The following is a 23,412-nucleotide window of genomic DNA, read 5'->3' on the forward strand; positions in this document are numbered from 1 at the left end:
TATTAGTTGGGTAGCGAATAGCACGCCCGTTCGTTTAGAAACCAGAAAAAAGACCGAGGAGACAAAATGCATCAAACAAAATTCGCGCTGGCCGTGCTGGCTGCGGCTGTCCTGGCAGGTTGCGGCGGCGCCAGTGGCGGCGATCAAGCCTTGAAAGTCAAATACACGGCGCAGGTGTCGTTCGGCGACAGCCTGTCCGATGTCGGTTCGTATGCCGTGGGCACGGTGCTGGCGAAAGGTGGCGGCAAGTTCACCATCAATGGCGATAATACCAAGATCAATCCTGAATTGACGGGCAAGAACTGGACCGAACACCTGGCCGCGCAATTCGGCCTGGCCAAGCCATGTGCCGCCGAGACTGGCCTGGAAGGCAATGCTGCGCAAGGCTTGTCCGTGGCGCGCGTCAAGCATGCCGGCTGCTTCGGCTACGCCATGGGCGGTTCGCGCGTGACCAATCCTGTCGGCCCGAACAACAAGCTGACGGGCAGCGCGCTGGGCGCCCTGACCGTGCCCGTGGTGACGCAGATCGCGAACCACCTGGCTGTTTCCGGCGGCAAGTTCAGCGGCACGGAAGCCGTTTTCGTGATGGCGGGCGGTAACGACGTGCTGTATCAACTGGGCGTATTGCAAGCGGGCGCAACGGAGGCCGGCAAGGCTGCGGGCGCTGCTGCGGGCGCACAAGCCTTCGCCACCAACCTGGCACTGGCGCTGGCGGCCGGCGCCACCAATCCCGCCACGGCAGCGGCTGCCATTGGTGCCGCCATCAAAACAGCCAGTGCCGCGCCGGGCGCCACGTCCGCGACGATCGTCGGTGCCGCCGTGCAAGCGGCCATGATTGCCGGCAATGCGAATGCCCAGACGCTGGCTCCCGCCCTGGCCGCCAAGGCGCAAGCCGATGCAACGGTGACGGGCAATGCAGCTGGCGCCAAGGCCGGTGCCGAATACGCTGCGGCTCAGGGGCCGTTGCTGGTTGCCGCCATGAAACTGGCTGGCACGCAACTGGTGGCGCTGGTCAAGGACCAGGTCATCGCCAAGGGCGCCAACTATGTGGTGGTCAACAACCTGCCTGACGTGGCCGGTACGCCATCGGGCTTGAGCAAGGATGCCAATACCAAAGCGCTGATCAACGCCATGGTTAGCGCCTTCAATGGTGAACTGAGCGGCGGCCTGAGCGGCAATGCGAAAGTCTTGCTGGTTGACGTGTTTGCCGTCAGCCATGATCAGGGCACCAACCCTGGCCCGTATGGTTTGACCAACGTCAGCGAGACGGCGTGCGACTTGAGCGCGCCAGGCAATATCCTGGGCAGCTCGCTGGTCTGCAATGGCACGAACCTGAAAGCAGGCGATGTCAGCCACTACTCGTATGCCGACGATGTGCATCCTACGCCGTTCAACAATCTGTTGCTGGCCCGCTATGTGGCCAAGGACATGGTCGTGCGGGGCTGGCTGTAAGGAATGGCCGAGCCGGCTGCGTCCCCGGGACGTGGCTGGCAGTGACAAGACTGGATAGCGGAACACTCCGCACATACTGAATCAGGAGACAAGATGAAGAATCGTTTGAATACCGCGGTACGCGTGCTGGCCGCAGCTGCCGCGATGGCCATGGCGACGGGCGCTTCGGCGCAAAGCGCAGGCACCTGGATGGCCAAGGTCGGCCTCAACAAGATCACGCCGCACGTGGACAGTGGCGACATTTCCGCACCGGCACTGCCGGGCACGAAAGCCGACGTCAAGGCCGATACCAAGCCCATCCTGACCTTTGCCTACATGATCACGGACAATGTTTCCGCTGAAATGATCTTGGGCGTGCCGTACAAGCATGACTTGATGGGCGATGGTTCCATCAAGGGCACGGGTAAGCTGGGGACGGCGGAAGCCTTGCCGCCGACGGCCTTCATCCAGTACCGTTTTTTCCAGCCCAATGCGATGATCCGCCCTTACGTGGGCGCGGGTTTGACGTATGCCTATTTCCAGAAGGAAAAAGGCTCGGGCCAGATGACGGCCTTGCTGGATCCGGGTGGAAAACCAGTCACCTACCGCATGGACAACAAGCTGACAGGCAGCCTGGTGGTCGGCAGCACCCTGGCCTTCAACGAGCGCTGGTTTGCCGACGTGGCCGTGGTCAAGACCTACCTGAAAACCAGGGCGAAATTCTCGACGGGGCAGACGCAGGACATCAAGCTCGACCCGGTTGCCGTGAGTATCAGCATCGGGTATAACTTTACCCTGTAAAACAAAAAATCCGCCTCGGCGGATTTTTTTTTGTCCCGCTCAGACCGGCGGTGTATTGAATTTTCCATTGTGAAAGATCAAGGGCGGCTGCGCGGCAAACGCGCATTGTTCCACTTCGCCGACGAAAATGACGTGGTCGCCTTCCGGATAGCGGCTGCGGTTGTGGCATTCGAACCAGGCCGACGCGCCTTTCAGGATGGGCTGGCCTGTGCGCGACAGTTCGTATTCGACGTCGTCAAAGGGATTCGGCGTGCGGCGTGAAAAGCGCTGCGCCAGTTCCGCCTGGTCGGCGCCCAACACATTGATGACGTAATGCGAGTTGCCACTGAAAATGGGCATGCTGTTGGCCACGGAACCGAGGCTCCACAGCACCAGGGGCGGCGACAGCGAGACGGAATTGAAGGAGCTGGCCGTCAAGCCACGGAAACTGCCGTCGGCCAAACGCGTGGTAATGACCGTCACGCCGGTGGCAAACTGCGACAGCGCCTGGCGGAAATGTGTCGTATCGAATTCTTGCGCTGGCGCGCGGGGAGAGCGTGTGTTCATGGGAGACCTGTCTATTTGCTGACATTATGCCAAAAATCGGCCGTGCCAGCGCAATCGTGGCCAGCGTGCCCTGATGTGCAGTACGCCAGGCGCCGTTTCAAGGGGCGCTGCAGGCCATGGCGCTTTGCGTTACAGTAAGGAAATGATAAGAGGCAGCAGCGTTGCGGGAGGGCATCATGAATCAGCAGGCGGAAGTGGCGGTACTGGGCGGTGGCTGTTTCTGGTGCCTGGCTGCCGTGTACGCGGAAGTGCGCGGCGTGACGCGCATCGCGTCCGGCTACACGGGGGGCAGCGTGCCCGACCCCACGTATGAGCAAGTTTGCACGGGCGAGACGGGGCACGCGGAAGTGGTGCAGCTGGCATTCGATCCCGCCGTCATCCCTTACCACGACTTGCTGGAAATATTTTTTACCCTGCACGATCCCACCACCCTGAACCGGCAGGGCAACGATGTCGGCACGCAATACCGTTCCGTCATTTATTACTAGTCGGCCGGGCAGGAAAGCGTGGCGCGCAAGGTGCTCGCTGAAATGGCCGGCGTGTGGGATGCGCCCATCGTCACGCAACTGGCGCCGGCGCAAGTTTTTTATGCGGCCGAGGATTACCACCAGAATTATGTCGAGCAGCACCCCTTGCAGAGGTATTGCGCCCTGGTCGTCGCACCCAAGGTGGAGAAATTCCGCACCATGTATGCGGGTCGCCTGAAGTGAGGCCCCTCCCCAGCGCCGCGCCGCGCGCCTCTGTCAGGTGCTGAGTGCGGGCGCGGGCCTGGCGTCCTGCGCATACATATAGTTGCGTGACCAGGGCAGGGTGGAGGAGCGCCGGCCCGCCTTCACGCAGACGATCTGGTACAGGCTGATCAAATCTTGCTCGAAGGCATAGGCGCAGCCGGCCAGGTAGACGTGCCAGATGCGGAAGCGCCGTTCGCCCGCCAGCGGGCGGATCTGCTCGGCATGGGCTTCGAAATTCTCCGTCCACAGGGCGCAGGTGCGCGCATAGTGGCGCCGCAGGTTTTCCACGTCCAGCACTTCCAGCCCCCCCTGCTGCATGGTCTTGAGCACATTGCCGATGTGCGCCAGCTCGCCGTGCGGAAACACATATTTCTCGATGAACTCTCCGCCGCCATACGGCGTTTCGCCATTGTCCGGGTCGGTGGAGGTGATGCCGTGATTCATCGCCATGCCATCCGGTGCCAGCAGCTTGTGGATGATGGAAAAGTACTCGGGTAAGTGTTTGAGGCCCACATGCTCGAACATGCCCACGCTGGTGATGCGGTCGAACTGCCCCGCCACGTCGCGGTAGTCCTGCAGGCGGATCTCGACCAGGTGCGCGAGGCCGGCCGCCGCCACGCGCTCGCGCGCCAGCGCGTACTGGTTATCCGACAGGGTCACGCCCACGCAGCGGGCGCCATATTGTTGCGCGGCACGGATGACCAGCGCGCCCCAGCCGCAGCCGATGTCGAGCAGGGTCTGGCCCGGCTGTAGCTGGATTTTCTTCAGGATATGGTCGATTTTCTTGAGCTGCGCCTGCGCCAGGGTTTCATCGCCATCTTCAAAATAGGCGCAGGAATACACGAGGGCGGGGTCGAGAAACTGTTCATAGAAGGCGTTCGACACATCGTAGTGGTAGCGGATGGCCTCGGCATCCTTGCTCTTGTCGTGTGTAAAGCTGCGCACGATACGGGCCAGCTTGCCTTCCGGTTTCAGGGTAGTGCGCGCCAGCGCATTGCAGATGGAAATCATGTCCTGGGCCGTGCCCCTGACTTCGATATTGCCTTCCACATAGGCCGAGCCCAAATTGGCCAGCGAGGGATTGAGCAGATAGCGTGCCGAGGCGATGGTCGGCAGGCGGATGGTGACTCTAGGCGCTTCGCTGGACAGGTCCACATGCTGGCCATTCCACAATTCTATGCGGAGCGGCAAGGCGGTCTTGCTGCGGATGCTGGCGACCCAGGACTTGAGCTGGTTTTGTACAAACAAAATAGCCTCCAATGAAGCGGCCCCAGCTGGGGCCGCAAATTGAGAAACAATGTTATTTAGTAACTTCTATCCGCATAGCCTACACCTATATTGACCAGCTTGCTTTGCGTCGCCTTGACTGCGCGCTTAAGGTTGCAAACGCTGCATGCTCCATTGCCCGTCAGCATCGCGGGTAAACACGATGCGGTCGTGGAAGCGCGAACGGCGTCCCTGCCAGAATTCGATGCGCTGCGGCTGCAAACGGTAGCCACCCCAGTGGGCCGGGCGCGGTGGCTGGGCGTCGCCGACAGCGGCGGCCACGGCCGCGTAATGGCTTTCCAGCGTGGCACGGCTGTCAATGGGGGCGCTTTGCTGCGAGGCAATCGCCGACAAGCGGCTTTGTAAGGGGCGCACATTGAAATACTCATCGCTCTCGGCCGCCGTGGTTTTCACCACCGTGCCTTCGATGCGCACTTGCCGCTCCAGCTCGCCCCAGAAGAACAGCAGGGCGGCGTGCGGGTTGTGTTCCAGGTGCTGCCCCTTGTCGCTGTGGTAATTCGTGTACCAGGTAAAGCCGCGCTCGTCGAACTGCTTGATCAGCACGATGCGCGAGCTGGGCTTGCCGTCGGGACTGACGGTCGCCAGGCTCATGGCGTTGGGCTCCATCACCTGGGCCTTGACGGCTTCGGCAAACCATTTCTGGAACATGGCGATGGGATCGGCCAGCACGTCCGTCTCGCTCAGGCTCGATTGCACGTAGTCGGTGCGCATCGCCGCCAGCACGGCGGCCGCGTCCGGCGCTGCGGGGGCTTCCGGCGCATCGGGCGCGATGCCGCGGCGGCGCTGCATGGCCGTGCCCAGCTGCTCCATCTGTTGCGCGCTGAACAGCCGCTTCGCCATGGGCGCCAGCTGGCCCTCTTCCTTGGCCATGTGGGCCTGGTAGGCGGCATCGTAATCTCGCACGCCGTCGGCGGACAGCTGCGTGCCCCTGCCGGCCGCGATGGCGTCCAGTTCCGGACGCAGGGTCAGCCAGGCCTGGTCCATGCGCTGGTGGTCGGCCAGGATTTCCGGCACCAGGGTCGCCAGCAGGGCTGCATCGTCGCCCGTGGCCGTCGCTTGCAGCATGGGCATCAGGTCTTGCTCTTCATCGTCATGGTGCAAATGGGCGGCTTTATTGAAATATTGCAACACCGCCTTGGCCGCCTGCTGCGCGTCCGCCGTGTTGCCGTGCTGCGCCAGGTGGCCCAGCAAGTTTTGCAGGGTCGTCAGTTGCTTGCGGATCTTGTCGTGGCAATGCTTGAGCACGGCGATGGGCTGGTCAAAGCCGGGAACGGAGTCGAACAGGGGAGAGGTCATGGCGAGTTCTCGTGGTGGGCGGTGTGGGGGCGCGGCGACAGTGCGGCTTGTCGCTGTGTCAATTCGGCTATTTTAGAATATCCGCCAGCGCAGTGTCCGTTAAAATGGCGTTATGCATACCTCCACCAATGAACTAATTCCCATGGACTTGACCGAGATCGATTTTGAACGGCGTTTCGGCGGCATTGCCCGCCTGTACGGCGCCCCGGCGTTGGAACGCTTCCGCGCCGCCCACGTGTGTGTGATCGGCGTGGGCGGTGTCGGATCCTGGATCGTCGAAGCGTTGGCGCGCAGCGCCATCGGCCGCCTGACCCTGATCGACCTGGACAATGTTGCCGAATCGAATATCAATCGCCAGATCCAGGCCATGAGCGACACCATCGGCAAGGCCAAGATCACGGCCTTGGCCGAACGCATCGAATTGATCAACCCCTTGTGCCAGGTCACGCAGATCGAAGATTTTATTACCCCCGATAATCTGGAGCAGTTGCTGGGCGGGCGCGATTTCGACTATCTGGTCGATGCCATCGACAATGCCAAGGCCAAGGCGGCCGTGATCGCGTATTGCCGCGCGCACAATCTGCCCATGCTGACCATCGGCAGCGCGGGCGGGCAGACGGATCCGACCCTGATCGCCGTGCGCGACCTGTCGAAAACGGAGCAGGAACCGCTGCTCAAGCGTGTACGCAAGCTGTTGCGTACCGAATATGGTTTCCCTCGTGGCGTGAAAAACAAATTCAACGTCGATGCCGTGTTTTCCATGGAGCCGCTGAGCGTGCCCGAGAGCGCGGAAGCGTGCGCCGTCGATGGCACGGCGGCCGGCGTGACGGGCTTGAATTGCGCCGGCTTCGGTTCCAGCGTGGTGGTGACGGCCAGCTTCGGCATGGTGGCGGCCGCCCATGCGCTGAAAAGCTTGCGCCAGCCTGGGGCCTCAGCCTTGCCGGAACTTGTCTAAGTCCATTCCGGCAGCACCAGTCCTTCTTGTGCGCCGGCAGCGGGTGTGGAAAGTGTAAGTCTTGTGACAGGGTTTTCAACTTCGGGCAGTGGTTTGCTATTATTGTTGTCCCTGCGCTATCTGGACTGCAGGCATCTCACCGAAACTCACTGAAAGAATACATCATGACGCGTAGCTCCGTTTTGTTTGCCCTGATCTGCTCCGTCGCCGCGTCGCTGGCGCAGGCACAGGCGCCAGCGCCTGTTCCCGCCTCCGCCGTCTCGCTGAGCCCCGGCCCTGTCGCCGATAAATTGATCCTGATCGACAACAAGGTCGGCACGGGCAAGGAAGCGTCCGCCGGCAATGCCGTTACCGTGCACTACACGGGCTGGCTGTACCGTCCCCTGGCGAAAGATTCGCGCGGCAAGAAGTTCGACAGCTCCGTAGGCCGTGGCCCGTTCGACTTCCCGCTCGGCAAGGGCATGGTCATCAAGGGCTGGGACCAGGGCGTGGCCGGCATGAAAGTGGGCGGCAAGCGCACCCTGATCATTCCAGGCGAACTGGCTTACGGCCCGCGCGGCGCCGGCAATGGCGACATTCCGCCGAACTCGGCACTGATCTTCGATGTGGAATTGCTGGACGTGAAGTAATTGTTCAGTTTCGGCAGCGCACCACGTGCGCTGCCGTGAAAAAGCGGTAGACTGGGATTTTCTGATATAGCTGTGGAGACTCCCATGAACATCGCCAACGACGTCACTGAACTGATCGGCAACACCCCCCTGGTGCGCATCAACCGCATCGCCACCGGCTGCAGTGCCACCATCCTGGCCAAACTCGAATTCTACAATCCCGCGCACAGCGTCAAGGACCGCATCGGCCTGTCCATGATCGTCGCTGCTGAAGCAGCGGGCAAGATCCATCCCGATACCCTCATCGTCGAGCCCACCAGCGGCAACACGGGTATCGCGCTGGCCATGGTGTGCGCCGCGCGCGGCTACCGCTGTACCCTCGTCATGCCCGACACCATGAGCCGCGAGCGGCGCATCCTGCTGCGCGCCTATGGCGCCGAGCTGGTGCTCACGCCGGGCAGCGAAGGCATGCTGGGCGCCATCCGCAAGGCCGAGGAAATGGTGGCGGCCGACCCGCGCTACCTGATGTTGCAGCAGTTCAATAACCCGGCCAATCCCGCCATTCACCGCGCCACGACGGCCGAGGAAATCTGGCGCGACACGGATGGGCAAGTCGACATCGTCGTCGCCGGCGTGGGCACGGGCGGCACGATCACCGGCATCGGTGAGGTGTTGAAGGAGCGCAAGCCCGGCCTGCAAGTGATTGCCGTGGAACCGGAAGCGTCGCCGATGCTGTCGAAAGGCACGAAAGGACCGCACCCGATCCAGGGCATCGGCGCCGGTTTCGTGCCGCAGATTTTGAACACCGCCATCTACGATGAAATCATCTGCGTGAAGAGCGACGATGCCTTCGCCACGGCGCGCCTGGCCGCCAGCGACGAAGGCTTGCTGGTCGGCATTTCGTCGGGCGCCGCCCTGTGGGCCGCCCTGCAAGTGGCGCGCCGTCCGGAAAACGCGGGCAAGACCATCGTCACCATCATCCCGTCGTTTGGCGAACGCTACCTGAGCACGGCCTTGTACGCGGGCCTGGGCGACTGAGCGTTGCCCCGTCCGGCTGGGCATTGACCGTGGCCCCGGTAGACCGGCGCAGCAGATGGGCGCCGGTTGAACTTGCCCTGGCGAAATATGCGTCAGGCAGGCACGGCAGGCGCAGTACAATACCGCCTACTGGGCCGTAATGGTTCGGCCCGTATTGTGCCTTTGAATGGAAATATGTTCCTGGTAAAACCTGAACGCCGCCGCCTGCTGCAGGTGGGCGCGACCGTGGCTGTCATTGCGCTGGGCCTGGCCTCGCGCGCCTATCCCCAATTCCTGCCTGCCGTGCTCGGCAAGTATCCGGGCGACGCCCTGTGGGCCATGATGATCGTCTTTGCGCTGGGCAGCATCGCCACGCGCATGCGCACGTGGCAGCTGGCGCTGACTTCGCTGCTGATCTGCTTTGCCGTCGAATGTGGCCAGTTGTACCAGGCGCCATGGATCGTCGAGCTGCGCGCGCATCCGCTGGGGCACCTGGTGCTGGGCTCCACCTTTGGCTGGGCCGACTTGATCGCCTACACGGCCGGGGTGGCCGTGGCGGCGTTCATCGATAAGCTGGCGCTGTTCAAGCGCCGCTAATCTTATTTGACCTTACCTTCAGCATCGCGCAGTTCCACGGGCGCCAGTTTCAGCTTGGACAATTGCGGCGCGATCTTCGCCATGTCGCCCACGCCGATGACGATCAGCTTTTCCGGCTGCAGGTATTTCTTTGCCACTTGCTGCACCTGCTTGTCCGTGACGCCGGCAAAGCGCTGCGGCAGGGTCGCGTAGTAGTCGAGGCCCAGGCCGTAGATATACGTGTTGGCCATGCTGGCGCTGATGCTGGCATTCGTCTCGAACTGGCCCGGCAGCGACAGTACCTGCGAATTGCGTGCATTCGACAATTCCTTGGCCGTTAAGGGCTTGGCGATCATGGCGCGGATTTCCTTGAAGGTTTCCGATACGGCCGGACCCGTCACGTCGGTGCGCACGCCAGCGGCGATGGAGAACGGCCCCGGCTGGCTCCGGTACTGGAATTGCGAGCGCACGCCATACGTGTAGCCCTTCTCTTCGCGCAAATTATTGCTCAGTCGACTCGTAAACAAGCCGCCCAGCGCCGCGTTCATCACTTGCAGCGGCGCATAGTCGGGCGTCGTGCGGGCCACGGCGATGGTCGACAGGCGCACGGCCGTCTGCGGTGCGCCCGGTTTGTCGACCAGGATCAACCTGGCTTTCGTCGTGACCGGCGTCGCTGTCACGGACGGCGCCACCGTGCCCGCCTTCCAGCTGCCGAACTTGGCTTCGGCCAGCGCCTTCAATTCCGCGGCGCCGATATCGCCCGAGACGATCAGGGCCGCATTGTTGGGCACATAATGCTGCTGCCAGAACGCCTGCAGGTCGGCGCGGCTGGTGGCCTTCAGGGCCGCTTCCGTGCCCAGCTGGATGGTGCCGTACGGATGCCGCGGGCCATACAGGGCCGCCGCTTCCACGCGGGCCGCCACGGCCCCCGCGTTTTCGCGCTGCTGCGCCAGTTCGCCGATGCGGCTGGCGCGCTGGCGTTCCACCTCGTCTTGCGGGAACTGCGGGTGCTGCACCACGTCGGCCAGCACGTCGAGTGCTTGCGGGAAGGTGGTTTTCAGCGACGTCAGCTGGGCGAACGAGGCATCCGCGCCGGAACCGGTGCCCAGAAAAGCACCCAGTTGCGCCACGTCGTCGGCGATCTGCGGCGCGCTGCGCGTGGCCGTGCCTTCCTGCAGCAATTGCGCCGTAAAGCCCGACAAGCCCGGCTGCGCCAGCGGATTGGCGCCCGAACCGCTTTTCACCACCAGCTGGGTCGACACCAGCGGCACGGCCGGGTTGTAATTGTGGATCACGGTCAAGCCATTGCTCAAGGTGAAGGACGTCGCTTGCGGTAGCACGATCTTCGGCGCGGGCCCGGCCTTCGGCACGGCGCTGCGCCACGGCTCATCCGCATTGATGGCCGTGCCTGGCGCCGCCTTGACCTTGCCAGGTGCCGGCGTCGGTACTTCCGCGCCCAGGTCCGGCGTGCCCGGCACGCCATACACCACCACGCGCGCCTGGTTTTTCAGGTAGGTATCGACGGCGCGCTGCACGCCGGCCGCCGTCACCTGGCGGTAGCGTTCGATATCCTTGCCCAGGTAACCGGGGTCGCCCAGGTACTGGTTGTACTGGTTCATCATGTTGGCGTTGCCGCCGACCTTTTCCACCTGGCTCAGCATGCTCGTCTCGATGCTGTTGCGGGCCCGTTCCAATTCCTTCCCGGTGGGCCCGTTGGCGCGCAATTGCTCCAGCTCCGCCTGCATGGCTTGCTCGATTTCCTCGGGCTGGTGGCCGGGGCGCGCCGTCACGTCGACGGTAAACACGGAGGTGAGGGCGTTCGAGCTCTGGTTGGCGCCCACGTCCTGCGCAATCTGCTTGTCGTACACCAGGGACTTGTACAGGCGGCTGGACTTGCCGCCGGCCAGGATCTGCGCGGCCATCGACAGCTCCGCATCATCCTTGGCGTAGGCGGACGGCGTCAGCCAGGCCATGAAGACGCGCGGCAATTCGACCCGGTCCTGCACCACGACGCGGCGTTCCTGCGTAATGGGTGGCGTCACGACATTGGGTTTCGGCACGGCGGGGCCGCTCTTGAAGCTGCCAAAGTATTGCTTGACCAGTTCCTTGGTCTTCGCCTTGTCGATGTCGCCGGCGATCACCAGGCTGGCGTTGTTGGGACCATAGTATTGGGTGAAGAATTCCTTGATGTCGGCCAGTTTCGCGTTCTGGATGTCCGCATGCGAACCGATGACGCTGGCGTAATACGGGTGGGTCTTGGGAAACAGCTGGTGATACAGGGCTTCCTGCACGATGCCGTAGGGCGCGTTTTCCACGCTTTGGCGGCGTTCGTTGCGCACCACGTCTTGCTGGTTCGTCAGCGCCGTCTGGTCGAGCACGTCCAGCAGATAGCCCATACGGTCTGAATGCGCCCACAGGGCCAGTTCCAGCTGGTTCGATGGCACCGTGTCGAAATAATTGGTGCGGTCGAAATCCGTGCTGCCGTTCGAATCGGTGGCGCCCGCGCCTTCCAGCAACTGGTCGGCCATGCCGCGCGGCACGTGCTTGGTGGCGGCAAACATCATGTGCTCGAACAGATGCGCAAAGCCCGTCAGCCCCGGCGCTTCATTGGCCGGACCCACGTGGTACCAGACGTTGACGGCTGTGACGGGTAATTTATGGTCTTCCACGAGAATCACGTCGAGGCCATTCGGCAGCGTGTATTTTTCGTAGGCAATATTTGGCATGGCCGTGGCTGCCGTCGCGGCGGCGGCAACGGCGGCGTGGGCCAGGGTGAGCGGGGCGCCGTACAGCGACAGCATCAGGGAGGGAATGGCCAACAGTTTGATCGGTTTCATGCATGCTTCCAGGCTAGGGTGGGGAAGACGCTGCGGCTCGCTCGTGGCTGGCGCAGCGCGACGGTGCTACGGTCGGTGCTACAGTTTATACAGCAGGGCCGCGCCTCCCAGCACCAGCAGCGCGCAGGCGAGCGAGACGATGGCGGCCGCGCCCAGCAAGCGCCATTCGCGCGGCGTAAAGCTGGCCGACCCGGCCGGCGATGGCGCGGGTATGGGCGCTTCCGGCGCCGGCTGGGGCATGGCTGCCGTCGGCAAGGCCGGCAAGCCGCCCGCTGCGCGCGCCTGCGCCGCCAGCGCTTGCGTGGCGGCGTCCAGCAAGGCCAGCTGGCGCTCGACGGTTTCCGCCAGCACCGCTTCGTTCAGCGCCACCAGGGCGAATATCGGGTCGTCCACGTCGACCTTGATGCCCGTCTTGTCGAACACGTGGCTGCGCAGTTTGTGCTGGTCCATCTACCATTGCACCTTGTCGAGTTGTTCGAAGATGTCGCGGTAGACAACCTTGATGCGCTGTTTTTCCATGATGTTGAACTTGTCGTTCTGCAGCACTTCCTGCATTGTCAGGCGTGCCGTGTTCATTTTCTTGACGTCCGCGCCAAAGGTGTCGGGATTGCGCTGGCTCAAGGTAATGCTGCCCTTGACGCGCGCGCGGTTGTCGGCATACGACTGCGATTCGATAAACTGCTTGCCGGACGCCGATTGCAGCAGGCCGAAGTGTTCGTTTTGCCACAGCACCAGCGGCACCTTCGTCGATTGCGCCGTGGCGACAAAACCCGTGGCCGTGTCGTGCAGGGTGTCGCCGCCGCCGACGATGGTGTGGATGTACACTTTGCGGCCCGATTCTTCCAGCAGCGAGAAGCAATCGTTTTCCAGCAGATAGCCCATCAGCGGCGAAAAGGTATTCGCGCCATTGTCGATCACGCAGTTGCCGTCTGTGTCGAGGATGTCGATCATCAGCGCGTCGAAGCGTTTCGGGTCGATGTTGCGTGCATCCGTCATCACGGGCACATGCTTGACGTTCATCGCCTTGTAGCGCGAGAAAGTGGCATTTTCCTGATCGGTGTCATAGCAGCGCAAAGGCGTGTCGTCCTTGCCGCCTATCCATTGTGCCAGCAGGGTCGATACCAGGGTCTTGCCGATGCCGCCCTTGCCCTGCAGGATGAAATGTACCGTGTTTTGCATTGCGACTACTCCAAGTTGTTGCGTCAGTGACAATCAAAGATCCGTGACAGCGGCGCGGGCGCCAAGCCAGGCCACGACTGGCATTTTTACCACAATTCTTTGCAAATATGCCATGCGCGAGAGCGAATCTGGTTATGATGTTAATCAGGATACCATTGATACAGAGCAAGTTTTGTGTGAAAAATTCCACCCCAGAGTGTGAACGAGGACGCAGTGCCGATCTCCAGTCTCGATAAAGCCGACATAGACCGTCTGAATCAGCAAGCCCTGTCTTGCCTGGTCGGCAACCGCCGCCAGGCACGCCGGCTGGCGCAGATGGCCCTGGCGGCGGCGCAACGACAACAGTATGCGCGCGGTGGCGCGTATGCGGAACTCAATCATTGCTGGCTGGCGTATTACGCGGGTGAGGCCGAGCCATCGTGCGAGCGCCTGCGCGCGTATTTCCAGCACGGCGGCGACCTGGAAGGGGGCATGGAAGTAGCTGCCCTGCAAGGCGCGTATGCGAGCCGGCGCGGCGATTTTGCCGCTGCCGAACAGCACTTCCTGCAGGCGCGCAGCCAGGCCGCGCAGCTACCCGACTCGCTGCACAAGTTCATGCTGTACGCGCGCCTGGGCGTCGATGCCCTGAACCGTGGCGATACGCAGGATGGCCCGCGCAATTTTTTGCTGGCGCTCGATATCGCCGAACGTTTTGGCAGCCCCGCACACCGGGTCAACAGTCTGTCGAACCTGGCGTCATCGCAGCATGACCTGGGCAACGACGAAGACGCCATCCCCCTGTTGGTCGAGGCGCTCGAAATCATCGGCACGCAAAAGCTCAAATACCAGCAAACCATCGTCTCGGCCAACCTGGCCATGTGTCTGTTGGCCACCGGCAAGCCGGCCGAGGCGCTGGCGCTGGTGGAACCGTTTTACGAGTGGCCGGAAGAAGACCTGGCCATCCGCGCCTTTTTGTTCTGCATCGCCGCCCATGCCGCCATCTTGCTGCAGCGGCCCGAGAGCGCCATGCAATTGCTGTTGCGGGCCGAAGAATATGCGCGCCGCGGCCAGGACCTGGAAGAGCAGATGCATGCGTGGCTGGTGCGCGGCAAGCTGGACTTGCATGCGGGCCAGACGGCGCAGGCGCTGGCTTCGCTGACGCAGGCGCACAGCCTGCTGAGCTGGACGCGCAATCCGTTTCACCAGCAGCAGATTTTGCGCGGGCTGGCCGAGATCAATGCCCAGTTGGGCGACTGGCAAGCCGCGTACGGCTTCCTGCAGCAATACCAGGCCGTGTTCGAGGCCAGCAGCAAGTCGGGGCGCGCCTCGCGCAGCCTGATGCGCAACCTGGAAAAGGAAATGCATAGCCTGAAGGCCGAGCGCGACAAGGCGCTGGAGCTGCAGGCGGCGCGCGAAACGGAAAACGTCAAGCTCGAGCACCTGAACCGCGAGCTGGCGCACCAGATACTGCATGTCAATTCCTTGCAGGACAGCCTGAAGGAGCAGGCCATGCGCGACCATCTGACGGGCCTGTACAACCGCCGCCATTTTGAAACCTGTCTGAATGCCATCCTGCACGCGGCCGACGCGGATGCGCCCGTGGCCATCGCCATCATCGACCTGGATTTTTTCAAGCGCGTCAACGATACCTACGGGCATAACTTTGGCGATGAAGTGCTGATCCAGTTTGCGCGCCTGGTGGAGAGCCAGCTGCGCGGCAGCGACATGGTGTGCCGTTATGGTGGCGAGGAATTCTGCCTGCTGTTGCGCGAAGCCGATAGCAGCATCGCTGCGCACAAGATCGACGATATCGCCGCGCGCTACCGCCAGTTGCTGATCCGGCAGGCGCCGCACAGCTTGACGGGCTGCACCTTTTCAGCCGGTATCGCGGAGTATCCGCGCCATGGCGCCGGCCGCCACGAGTTGCTGATGCGCGCCGACAGCGCCCTGTATGCGGCCAAGCAGGCGGGCCGCGACCGCGCCTGCATCGCCGAGATCAGTTGATAAACCGCAAGAGCCCCTGCAGGGCATGAATGACGGCCTGTTCGCGCACGGCTTGCCGATCGCCGGCAAACACCAGCCGTTGCGTCTGCACGCGCCCGTGCATGGCCCAGCCGAAGCAGACGGTGCCGACGGGCTTGCCGGGCACGCCGCCCGTGGGGCCGGCGATACCCGTGGTCGAGACAGCCACCTGGGCATCGCTGTGGGCCAGGCTGCCTTGCGCCATGGCGGCGGCCACTTCCTCGCTGACGGCGCCGTGTGCGGCGATCAGCTCGGCGGGCACGTCCAGCATGCTGCTCTTGGCCCCGTTGGAATAGGTGACGAAGCCCCGTTCGAACCAGGCGCTCGAGCCCGAGACGTCGGTGACCGCCTGCGCCACGCCGCCGCCCGTGCACGATTCGGCCGTGGCCAGCAGCAGGCCCTTCGCCTGCAAGGCCAGGCCGACTGCGGTGGAGAGGGGGACGAGTGGGTTGCTCATGGATGACTCCTGCATGCGGTGGAAAGGGTGGCAAGACTGTAGCATGGTCGACGGTAAAAGAAACTTTCCCCGGTAACAGCGAAAATGCGTACACTCTTTTATACATTTGCTACCACTTCGGGCCGGCAGGCGGGCTGTTGCCGCGCCGCCCTGGTGCGCATCGCCAGAATAGGCACGCGGCATGGTGCCGCGTCGTCGTATGTATTATCTTTACTCGGTTGTCATGGCAATTCTGAACTGGACCTGGTGGCGTCATTCTGGCCCTTTGCGCAGCCCCGTGCGCGGCGCTGGCCGCCGCTCTCTCCGCTGGAGCTGGCTATTGCTGCTCTTGGGCGTGCTGTGCGCCAATGCGCAGGCGCAGGTGCCGGGGGAGCTGGAGCGCCAGGTCAAGGCCGCGTATCTGTACAAGTTTGCCGGCTATGTTGAGTGGCCCGACGGCAGCTTTGCCCGGCCCGACTCTCCGCTGGTGATCGGCGTGGCGGGGGCCGATGCGCTGGCCGAGCAGCTCGAACAGAGCGTGGCCGGGCATAGCGTCAACGGCCGCGCCGTGCAGGTGAAAAAAGTGCGCCGCGGCGAAGCGCTGGCCGGACTGCACGTGCTGTACCTGGGCGCGCTGGATAAAGCGGCGCTGCAGGAGATGCTGGCCGCCAGCCGTGGCCTGGCGTTGCTGACGGTATCCGATTCGGATGAGGTCTACGCGATGGGCAGCATGATCAATTTTGTGATGGCCGAAGACAAGGTGCGCTTCGACGTGGCCCTGAAGCCGGTGGCGCAGGCACATATCCGCATCAGCGCGCGCATGCTGCTGGCCGCCTATCGCGTGCAAACGGGGGGCGCCTAGATGATCAGACTGCGTTCCATCCGCCACAAGCTGATGTCGGTGGTCTTGCTGACCACCCTGGTGGCGCTCGTCATTTCGCTGGGCACCATCGTCGTCTATGACTTGCGCGCCTACCACCGCAACCTGGTGGCCGACATCAGTACCCAGGCCGAACTGCTGGGGCACATGAGTTCGGCCGCGCTGGCCTTCGACGACGAACGCCTGGCGCTGGAAAACCTCAACCTGATGCGCATCCGCCCGCGCGTCTCGGCCGGCGCCCTGTATAAGGCCGATGGCAGTCTGTTTGCCAGCTACCGCGCGAACCAGGGTGTGGGTGAGTTGCCGGCGAAGGCGGGCAAGGAAGGCGCAAGCATCCAGGGCAGCTCTGTGGAATTGTTCAAGCCCATCGTCGACAATGGCGAATTGCTGGGCACCGTGTACCTGCGCGCCGATTATGAGCTGGCCGGCCGCACGGCCGACTACCTGGCCATCGCGCTGAGCGTGACGGTGCTGGCGCTGCTGGTGGCCTTGCTGCTGCTGCGCCGCCTCGATTTCGTCATCACGCAGCCCATCCTCGATATCGCCGACGTGGCGCGCGAAGTGATCGAGACGGGCGACTATTCGCGCCGGGCGCGCAAGCTCAGCGTCGACGAAGTGGCGCAACTGGTCGATTCCTTCAACAAGATGCTGGCCGAGATCGAGCTGCGCACGCAGGCGCTGGAGCGCTCGAACGGCGAACTGGCGCGCGAAGGCGAGCAGCGTACCCAGGCGCAGCAGGAAGTCATGCGCCTGAACCAGGAACTGGAAGTGCGCGTGCACGAGCGCACGATGCAGCTGGAAATGACGAATGGCGAACTGGCCATGGCGATGGAAGAGGCGCGCAGCGCCAACTATGCCAAGTCGGCGTTCCTGTCGTCGATGAGCCATGAATTGCGCACGCCGCTGAATGCCATCCTGGGCTTCGCGCAAATCCTCAGTTCCGACCGCCTGCCGTCGACCCTGGAGCAAAAGAAGGAGTTCGCCGGCCATATCCTGAAATCGGGGCGCCATTTGCTGACCTTGATCAATGAAATCCTCGACCTGGCGAAGGTGGAATCGGGCACGGTCAGCCTGTCGCTGGAACCGGTGGGCCTGGACGCCATCTTGCAGGAATGCCGCGACATGATCGCGCCGCTGGCCAGCCAGCGCGGCATCGGCATGGCCTTCCCCGGTGCCTACCCCCTGAACGTGTTGGCCGACCGCACGCGCCTGAAGCAGATTTTATTGAACCTGCTGTCGAATGCGCTCAAGTACAACCGCGCGCAGGGGCAGGTAGCCATCGATTGCGCGCCGCAGGCGGGCGGGCGAGTGCGCATCAGCGTGCGCGACACGGGCGTGGGCCTCACCGCCGAACAGCTGGCGCTGCTGTTCCAACCCTTCAACCGGCTGGGGCAGGAGGGCGGCACGGAAGAAGGCAGCGGCATCGGTCTGGTGGTCACCAAGCGCCTGGTGGAGCTGATGGATGGCAGCATCGGCGTGACCAGCGCACCCGGCGAGGGCAGCACCTTCTGGATTGAGCTGCGTAGGGTCGATGCCTTGCCCGTACCCGTGGCCCCGGCCTTGCCGCGGCCGGATCTGGCCGCAGCGCTGCTCGACAACAGCGCCCCCGTGACCTTGCTGTACGTGGAAGACAATCCCGCCAACCTGACCCTGGTCGAGGAAATCGTGCGCTACTGCCCGCAATTGCAACTGCTGACGGCAACGGATGGCCGCCTGGGCGTGGAGATGGCGCGCACGCACCTGCCGCAGCTGATCTTGATGGACATCAACCTGCCAAATGTGAATGGCACGGACGCGCTGAAACTGCTGCGCGCCGATCCGCGCACGGCGCACATTCCCGTCATCGCCCTGACGGCCAATGCCATGCCGGGCGATGTGGAGCGCAGCATGGCGCTGGGCTTTTACCGCTATCTCACCAAGCCGATCAACCTCGATGAATTTACCGAGGCGATCAACAGTACCCTGGCTTATGTGGCGCAGCAGCGCCGGCAGAAAGGCAAGGGGGCTGCATGATCAGCCAGGCCGATATCTATGCGGCGAAAATTCTCATCGTCGACGACCAAGAAGTCAATTTGCGCCTGCTCGAGCATCTGCTGCAAAGCGGCGGTTACACGGCCATCACCAGCAGCCTCGATGCGCGCGCCGTGGCCGGCCTGCACCAGCGCCATCAGTTTGACCTGATCATCCTCGACCTGGTGATGCCCGGCATGAGCGGCTATGCCGTGATGGATACCTTGCGCCCGCTGGAGCTGGAAGGCTATCTGCCCGTGCTGGTGATCGCCGCCGACCCGGACGCCAAGCTGGCCGCGCTGGAAGCGGGCGCGTGCGACTTCATCAGCAAGCCGTTTGACGCGCTCGAAGTGCTCACGCGCATCCGCAACATGCTCGAAGTGCGCTTGCTGCACCGCGCCGCGCGCCATTACAACACGCTGCTCGAACGCACGGTGGGCCAGCGCACGGCCGAACTGCAGCGCTTTCGCGGCGCCATGGACGCCGCCACCGACGCCATCTTCCTCGTCGACGTGCAGGGCATGACCCTGGTGGACATCAACGACGGCGCTTGCCGGCTGCTCGGCTATGCGCGCGCTGAACTACTGGCGCTGGCGCCCGGCACCTTGCTGCCGTCGCCGCCCGCCCCGCCCCTGACCGCGCTGCCGGGTGGCCCGGCCCACCTGGCCACGGAAGTGACGGAATGCGAACTGGTGCGGCGCGACTTGAGCCTGGTGCCCGTGGAACTGGGCTGGCACTGGTATGCGCAGGCGCCCGTGGCGGGCGGGCAGGGTGCGGGCGGCCTGCTGCTGATCGCCGTTGCGCGCGACATCAGCGAACGGCGCCAGGCGCAGGAGCGCCTGAAGCACCTGGCCCATTACGATGGCTTGACGGGGCTGCCGAACCGCAGCCTGTTTTACCAGACCCTGGCCCAGGCCGTCGAACTGGCGCAGGAAAAAAGCTGGCGCATCGTGGTGCTGTTCATCGCGCTGGACCGTTTTAAAAGCATCAACGACACCCTGGGCGCGGCGCTGGGCGACGAACTGCTGCGCCAGTTCAGCAACCGCCTGGTCGAATGCGTGCGCCTGCGCGACACAGTGGGGCGCCTGGGCAACGACGAATTCGCACTGATCCTGACCATGAGCCGCAACCAGCAGGAAGCCGTGGCGATGGCCAACCAGGTGCGCGAAGCCTTGCGCGCGCCGTTCGACTTGCGCGGCCACGCGGCCACCCTGACGGCCAGCATCGGCATCGCCATGTATCCGGACGATGCCACCGACCCGGAAACCCTGATCAAGTATGCGAATACGGCCATGGGTGGCGCCAAGCAGGCGGGGCGAGACGGCTACCGCTTTTTCACGGCCGGCATGAATGTGCAGGTGCTGGCGCGCCTGGACCTGGAACTGGCCCTGCGCCATGCGCTCGAACACGAGCAATTCATCCTGTATTACCAGCCGAAAGTGGATTTGCGCACGGGCCGCATCAGCGGCGTGGAAGCGCTGCTGCGCTGGCGCCGTCCCGGCTACGGTCTGGTGGCGCCGGCCGAATTCGTGCCCGTGCTGGAAGACACGGGCCTGATCGTGCGCGTGGGCGCCTGGGTGATCCAGGCCGCCTGTCGCCAGATCGCCGAGTGGCGCGACAGCGAAGTGGGGCTCGTGCACGTGGCCGTGAACGTCTCGAGCCGCCAGTTTGCTGAAGGCGATCTGGAAGGCGAGGTGACGCGCGCGCTGGCGCAGCATGGCGTGGCGCCGGAACTGCTGGAACTGGAATTGACGGAAACGGCGCTGATGTCGAACGCCGAGCGCACCATCGTCGTGCTGGGCAAGTTGAAGAAGATCGGCGTGAAGGTGGCCATCGACGATTTCGGCACCGGTTATTCGAGCCTGGCTTACCTGCAGCGCTTCCCCATCGACAAGCTGAAAATCGATATCGCCTTCGTGCGCAACATCACCAGCAACCCGAACGACGCTGCCATCGCGCTGGCCATCGTCAGCATGGCACACAGCCTGAAACTGAGCGTGGTGGCCGAGGGCGTGGAATCGCGCCCGCAGCTCGAATACCTGCGGCGCAACCGCTGCGACGAGATCCAGGGCTTTTATTTCAGCCGCGCCCTGCCGGCACTGGAACTGGGGCAGATGATCGTTGCCGGCGCCGGCCTGCCGCCCGGCCACGACCCGGCTGCCCAGCCGGCGCAAACCCTGCTCATCGTCGACGATGACGTCAACGTGCTGTCGTCCTTGCACCGTCTGTTCCGTCCCGAGGGCTATCAAATTCTCACGGCCAGCACCCCGGCCGAAGGGTTTGAAATGCTGGCGCTGCACCGCGTGCACGTGATCGTCTGCGACCAGCGCATGCCCAGCATGAGCGGCACGGAATTCTTGAGCAAAGTCAAAGAGCTGTACCCGGAAACCATCCGCATCATCCTGTCCGGCTACACGGGCCTCGAAGCGGTACTCGACTCGATCAACCGGGGCGCCATCTACCGTTTTTATACGAAACCGTGGGATGACACCCAGCTGCGCGACAACATCCGCCTGGCCTTCCAGCACTACTGGATGGTGAACCAGCCGGGGCTGGCGCGGGTGGCGGTGCGCTAACTCAGTCGCTGAAGTGGTCGAAGGACGATAACTGCAAATCGAGCGGCAAGCCTGTTGCATCCACCAGACGCAAGCCGTTTTCCGCCTCGATGCGGCCTACGCGCGTGGCCGGAGTGCCGCAGCTGGTCGCCAGCGCGGCGATGGCGTCGCGTGACGATGGGGGCGCCGTGAAGCATAGTTCATAGTCGTCGCCGCCGGCGGCCGTGTAGCGGCGGCGCAGCGGCGTGTCCTGCCGCGCCAGCACGGGGCCGGCAGGCAGGGCGTCGACATCCAGGGTGGCACCCACCTGCGAGGCTTTTAATATGTGACCGAGGTCTCCCACCAAGCCGTCCGAGATGTCGATGGCCGCATGCGCGAGGCCCGTTTCGGCCAAGGTGCAGCCCAGCGCCACACGCGGCGTGGGCGTGTGCATGCGCACCGCTGCCGTCAGCAGGTCGGCTGGCGCCAGCTCTTGCTCCATGCGGTAGCCGGCCAGCGCCAGGCGCGCGTCACCCAGGGTGCCACTGACCCAGATGTCGTCGCCCGCCACGGCCGCGCTGCGGCGCAGGGCTTGGCCCGGCGCCAGTTCGCCAAATACGGTGATGCAGATATTCAAGGGGCCCCGGGTGGTGTCGCCGCCGATCAATTCGCAGCCGAATGTATCGGCCAGCGCAAACAGGCCTTCGGCAAAGTCAGCCAGCCAGGCGCGTTCGGCTTGCGGCAGCGACAGGGCCAGGGTAAATGCCACGGGACGCGCGCCCATCGCGGCAAGGTCGGACAGGTTCACGGCCAGGCTCTTGTGCCCCAGCATGCGGGCGTCGGCGCCGGCAAAGAAGTGCCGGTCTTCGACCAGCATGTCCGAGGAGATGGCGATCTGCTTGCCGGCGCCGGGCGTGAGCAGCGCGCAATCGTCGCCGATACCCAGGGTGGCGCGGCCGGGGCGCTGGCGCACGAAATATTGTTTGATCAGGTCGAATTCGGAAAGCGCGTCGTGTGGGGCCATGGCGTAGTCTGTGCGTTGAATGATGGTGTGACCCGGCTATTATAGGCTGGCCTACAATACAGGCCTTTGCCACTGCCGAGCCGCTTACTATGCCCATTATCGATATTCACGTCCTGTTGCAATCCTGGCTAGACCATGGCTGGCTGCGCGACCCGCAAGCCGTCGGTCTGACCACTTTCGAGGCGCAGGAGCTGGTGGCGCACGGCTTCGACGCCGTCAGCGACGGCGGCCAGCTGTGTCTGTACGAGGACGAGCGCCTGTTCCGCCGCGCCGGGCGGCCCGTGCGGGCATCGTTCAAGCTGTATCTGCAGCGCGGCCAGCTGGGTGCGAATGGCCTGGACCTCGGTTATCAGGTGCACCTGGCCGGCTTCCTGCGTGCGGCGCGGCAGCCTTTGCCGGCGTTTCGCGTGCTGCTGGAGCAGGGCGGCCGCAGCGGCGCCCTGCTGTTCGACAGCGGCCTGGTGCTGCAGTTTTCCGCCAACTTGCGCGGCAAGCCCCGCCATTACTACCTGACCTTGGTCGAGGGCCATGTGGCCGACGCCCAGATGCCAGACCGCGATAGCGATATCGACTTGCGCGCGGCCAGCGCGGGCCATGTCCAGGCCCTGTACGACAGCCGTGACCCGGCTGAACTGCAGCGCCTGGCCCGGCGCGGCAATGCGGCGCTGCGCGAGCTGGCGCACCTGCTTTCCTAAATTTTCTTCGCCTGTGCCATGCCCTGCAGCAGCTTGGCCAGCAACTGGTCGAGCTGGTGCTGTTCGTCCGCGTTCAAGGGCGAGAGCATGGCGCGCTCGTTCTCCACGTGCAGCAGCACCAGCTGTTCAATCAATGCCAGGCCCTGGGGCGTCAGGGCCACCAGCACGCCGCGCCGGTCCGTCGGATGCTTTTGGCGTTCGATCAGGTCGGCCGCTTCCAGCCGGTCGATGCGGTTGGTCATGCCGCCCGAGGACAGCATGGCCGCTTCGTACAGCGCCGTCGGCGTCAGGCTGTAGGGCGTGCCCGAGCGGCGCAATGTCGCCAGCACGTCGAATTCTCCCGGCTGCAAACCGTGCTCGGCAAACAGCGGGTTGAGCCAGTCGCGCGCCATCAGTTGCGCCACCGTGCCCAGCTGGCCCACCAGCTGCATGGCATGCGTATCCATCTGCGGCAGTTCGCGCTGCCATTGTGCGGCGGCAAATTGCGCGCGTGTGTGTTCTTGCGGGGTAGTTGTCATGGGGTTCCATTTATCTCGACCTCAAGATAGATTTATATCTTTATGCTAAG

The 23,412-nt window shown here is 63.6% G+C and carries 20 protein-coding genes and 1 pseudogene; 12 read left to right on the plus strand and 9 right to left on the minus strand.

The window, feature by feature from the left end; all coding sequences use genetic code 11:
- Positions 1–66 precede the first annotated feature (66 nt).
- Both ACQ4W7_RS13715 and ACQ4W7_RS13720 read left to right on the plus strand, forming a co-directional pair.
- Positions 67–1,452, plus strand: coding sequence for an SGNH/GDSL hydrolase family protein (locus ACQ4W7_RS13715; RefSeq protein ID WP_436531126.1), 1,386 nt, complete (start codon positions 67–69; stop codon positions 1,450–1,452).
- Positions 1,453–1,545: 93 nt separating this feature from the next.
- Complete coding sequence (locus ACQ4W7_RS13720) at positions 1,546–2,232, plus strand: OmpW/AlkL family protein (RefSeq protein WP_436531128.1); 687 nt, start codon at positions 1,546–1,548, stop codon at positions 2,230–2,232.
- Between the two features lie 39 nt (positions 2,233–2,271).
- Here ACQ4W7_RS13720 and ACQ4W7_RS13725 read toward each other — a convergent pair whose 3' ends face one another.
- Positions 2,272–2,778, minus strand: a complete 507-nt coding sequence (locus tag ACQ4W7_RS13725; RefSeq protein ID WP_426071869.1) for a flavin reductase family protein — start codon at positions 2,776–2,778, stop codon at positions 2,272–2,274.
- Between the two features lie 176 nt (positions 2,779–2,954).
- Here ACQ4W7_RS13725 and msrA point away from each other — a divergent pair.
- Positions 2,955–3,488, plus strand: a pseudogene (gene msrA, locus ACQ4W7_RS13730) (peptide-methionine (S)-S-oxide reductase MsrA).
- Positions 3,489–3,521: 33 nt separating this feature from the next.
- On the opposite strand, the gene ACQ4W7_RS13735 reads toward msrA, so the two are convergent.
- Positions 3,522–4,757 carry a class I SAM-dependent methyltransferase gene (locus ACQ4W7_RS13735; protein WP_436531130.1) on the minus strand — a complete coding sequence of 412 codons (1,236 nt, stop codon included), beginning with the start codon at positions 4,755–4,757 and terminating at the stop codon, positions 3,522–3,524.
- A gap of 126 nt (positions 4,758–4,883) precedes the next feature.
- Positions 4,884–6,092 carry a pyridoxamine 5'-phosphate oxidase gene (pdxH, locus tag ACQ4W7_RS13740; RefSeq protein ID WP_436531132.1) on the minus strand — a complete coding sequence of 403 codons (1,209 nt, stop codon included), beginning with the start codon at positions 6,090–6,092 and terminating at the stop codon, positions 4,884–4,886.
- A gap of 142 nt (positions 6,093–6,234) precedes the next feature.
- Here pdxH and tcdA point away from each other — a divergent pair, with 142 nt between their 5' ends.
- From tcdA to ACQ4W7_RS13760, 4 genes are all read left to right on the plus strand, one after another.
- A complete protein-coding gene (tcdA, locus tag ACQ4W7_RS13745) occupies positions 6,235–7,047 on the plus strand; it encodes a tRNA cyclic N6-threonylcarbamoyladenosine(37) synthase TcdA (RefSeq protein WP_436531134.1) in 813 nt (270 codons plus the stop codon).
- 164 nt (positions 7,048–7,211) lie between these two features.
- Entirely contained in the window at positions 7,212–7,676 is a 465-nt protein-coding gene (locus ACQ4W7_RS13750; protein ID WP_035822462.1) for an FKBP-type peptidyl-prolyl cis-trans isomerase, read from the plus strand.
- Positions 7,677–7,760: 84 nt separating this feature from the next.
- Positions 7,761–8,693, plus strand: coding sequence for a cysteine synthase A (cysK, locus tag ACQ4W7_RS13755; RefSeq protein WP_436531136.1), 933 nt, complete (start codon positions 7,761–7,763; stop codon positions 8,691–8,693).
- A 174-nt stretch (positions 8,694–8,867) separates the two neighbouring features.
- Positions 8,868–9,269 (plus strand): ribosomal maturation YjgA family protein, encoded by a 402-nt coding sequence (locus tag ACQ4W7_RS13760; protein WP_426071875.1) that lies wholly within the window; start codon positions 8,868–8,870, stop codon positions 9,267–9,269.
- A gap of 2 nt (positions 9,270–9,271) precedes the next feature.
- Here the strand turns inward: ACQ4W7_RS13760 and ACQ4W7_RS13765 are convergent, their stop codons facing one another.
- From ACQ4W7_RS13765 to ACQ4W7_RS13775, 3 genes are all read right to left on the minus strand, one after another.
- Positions 9,272–12,085, minus strand: coding sequence for a M16 family metallopeptidase (locus ACQ4W7_RS13765; RefSeq protein WP_436531138.1), 2,814 nt, complete (start codon positions 12,083–12,085; stop codon positions 9,272–9,274).
- A gap of 78 nt (positions 12,086–12,163) precedes the next feature.
- A complete protein-coding gene (traM, locus tag ACQ4W7_RS13770) occupies positions 12,164–12,535 on the minus strand; it encodes a conjugal transfer transcriptional regulator TraM (protein WP_426071877.1) in 372 nt (123 codons plus the stop codon).
- Complete coding sequence (locus ACQ4W7_RS13775) at positions 12,536–13,264, minus strand: P-loop NTPase family protein (protein ID WP_426071878.1); 729 nt, start codon at positions 13,262–13,264, stop codon at positions 12,536–12,538.
- 213 nt (positions 13,265–13,477) lie between these two features.
- Here ACQ4W7_RS13775 and ACQ4W7_RS13780 point away from each other — a divergent pair, with 213 nt between their 5' ends.
- Positions 13,478–15,247, plus strand: a complete 1,770-nt coding sequence (locus ACQ4W7_RS13780; RefSeq protein ID WP_436531141.1) for a GGDEF domain-containing protein — start codon at positions 13,478–13,480, stop codon at positions 15,245–15,247.
- Here the strand turns inward: ACQ4W7_RS13780 and ACQ4W7_RS13785 are convergent.
- On the minus strand, positions 15,240–15,722 hold the full coding sequence (locus ACQ4W7_RS13785; RefSeq protein WP_426071880.1) for a CinA family protein: 483 nt from the start codon (positions 15,720–15,722) through the stop codon (positions 15,240–15,242). The genes ACQ4W7_RS13780 and ACQ4W7_RS13785 overlap by 8 nt on opposite strands.
- A 223-nt stretch (positions 15,723–15,945) precedes the next feature.
- On the opposite strand from ACQ4W7_RS13785, the gene ACQ4W7_RS13790 reads away from it, so the two are divergent.
- From ACQ4W7_RS13790 to ACQ4W7_RS13800, 3 genes are read left to right on the plus strand one after another with little or no spacing between them, the layout of a single operon-like run.
- The gene (locus ACQ4W7_RS13790) at positions 15,946–16,563 is read left to right on the plus strand and encodes a TOL_0243 family YfiR-like periplasmic protein (protein WP_426071881.1); all 618 of its coding nucleotides are present in this window, start codon (positions 15,946–15,948) and stop codon (positions 16,561–16,563) included.
- On the plus strand, positions 16,564–18,594 hold the full coding sequence (locus ACQ4W7_RS13795) for a sensor histidine kinase, YfiR-like protein-associated (RefSeq protein ID WP_436531144.1): 2,031 nt from the start codon (positions 16,564–16,566) through the stop codon (positions 18,592–18,594).
- Positions 18,591–21,167 (plus strand): EAL domain-containing protein, encoded by a 2,577-nt coding sequence (locus ACQ4W7_RS13800; protein ID WP_426071883.1) that lies wholly within the window; start codon positions 18,591–18,593, stop codon positions 21,165–21,167. Before ACQ4W7_RS13795 ends, ACQ4W7_RS13800 begins: the two co-directional genes overlap by 4 nt.
- A gap of 1 nt (position 21,168) precedes the next feature.
- Here ACQ4W7_RS13800 and thiL read toward each other — a convergent pair whose 3' ends face one another.
- Positions 21,169–22,149, minus strand: coding sequence for a thiamine-phosphate kinase (gene thiL / locus ACQ4W7_RS13805; protein ID WP_436531146.1), 981 nt, complete (start codon positions 22,147–22,149; stop codon positions 21,169–21,171).
- A gap of 89 nt (positions 22,150–22,238) precedes the next feature.
- Between thiL and ACQ4W7_RS13810 the strand changes: the two genes are divergently transcribed.
- Positions 22,239–22,844, plus strand: coding sequence for a hypothetical protein (locus tag ACQ4W7_RS13810; RefSeq protein WP_426071885.1), 606 nt, complete (start codon positions 22,239–22,241; stop codon positions 22,842–22,844).
- Here the strand turns inward: ACQ4W7_RS13810 and ACQ4W7_RS13815 are convergent.
- Positions 22,841–23,362 (minus strand): MarR family winged helix-turn-helix transcriptional regulator, encoded by a 522-nt coding sequence (locus ACQ4W7_RS13815; RefSeq protein WP_426071886.1) that lies wholly within the window; start codon positions 23,360–23,362, stop codon positions 22,841–22,843. The genes ACQ4W7_RS13810 and ACQ4W7_RS13815 overlap by 4 nt on opposite strands.
- Between the last annotated feature and the right edge of the window lie 50 nt (positions 23,363–23,412).

It is taken from the genome of Janthinobacterium algoris (genome assembly GCF_051380935.1).
Taxonomy (GTDB): Bacteria; Pseudomonadota; Gammaproteobacteria; order Burkholderiales; family Burkholderiaceae_D; genus Janthinobacterium.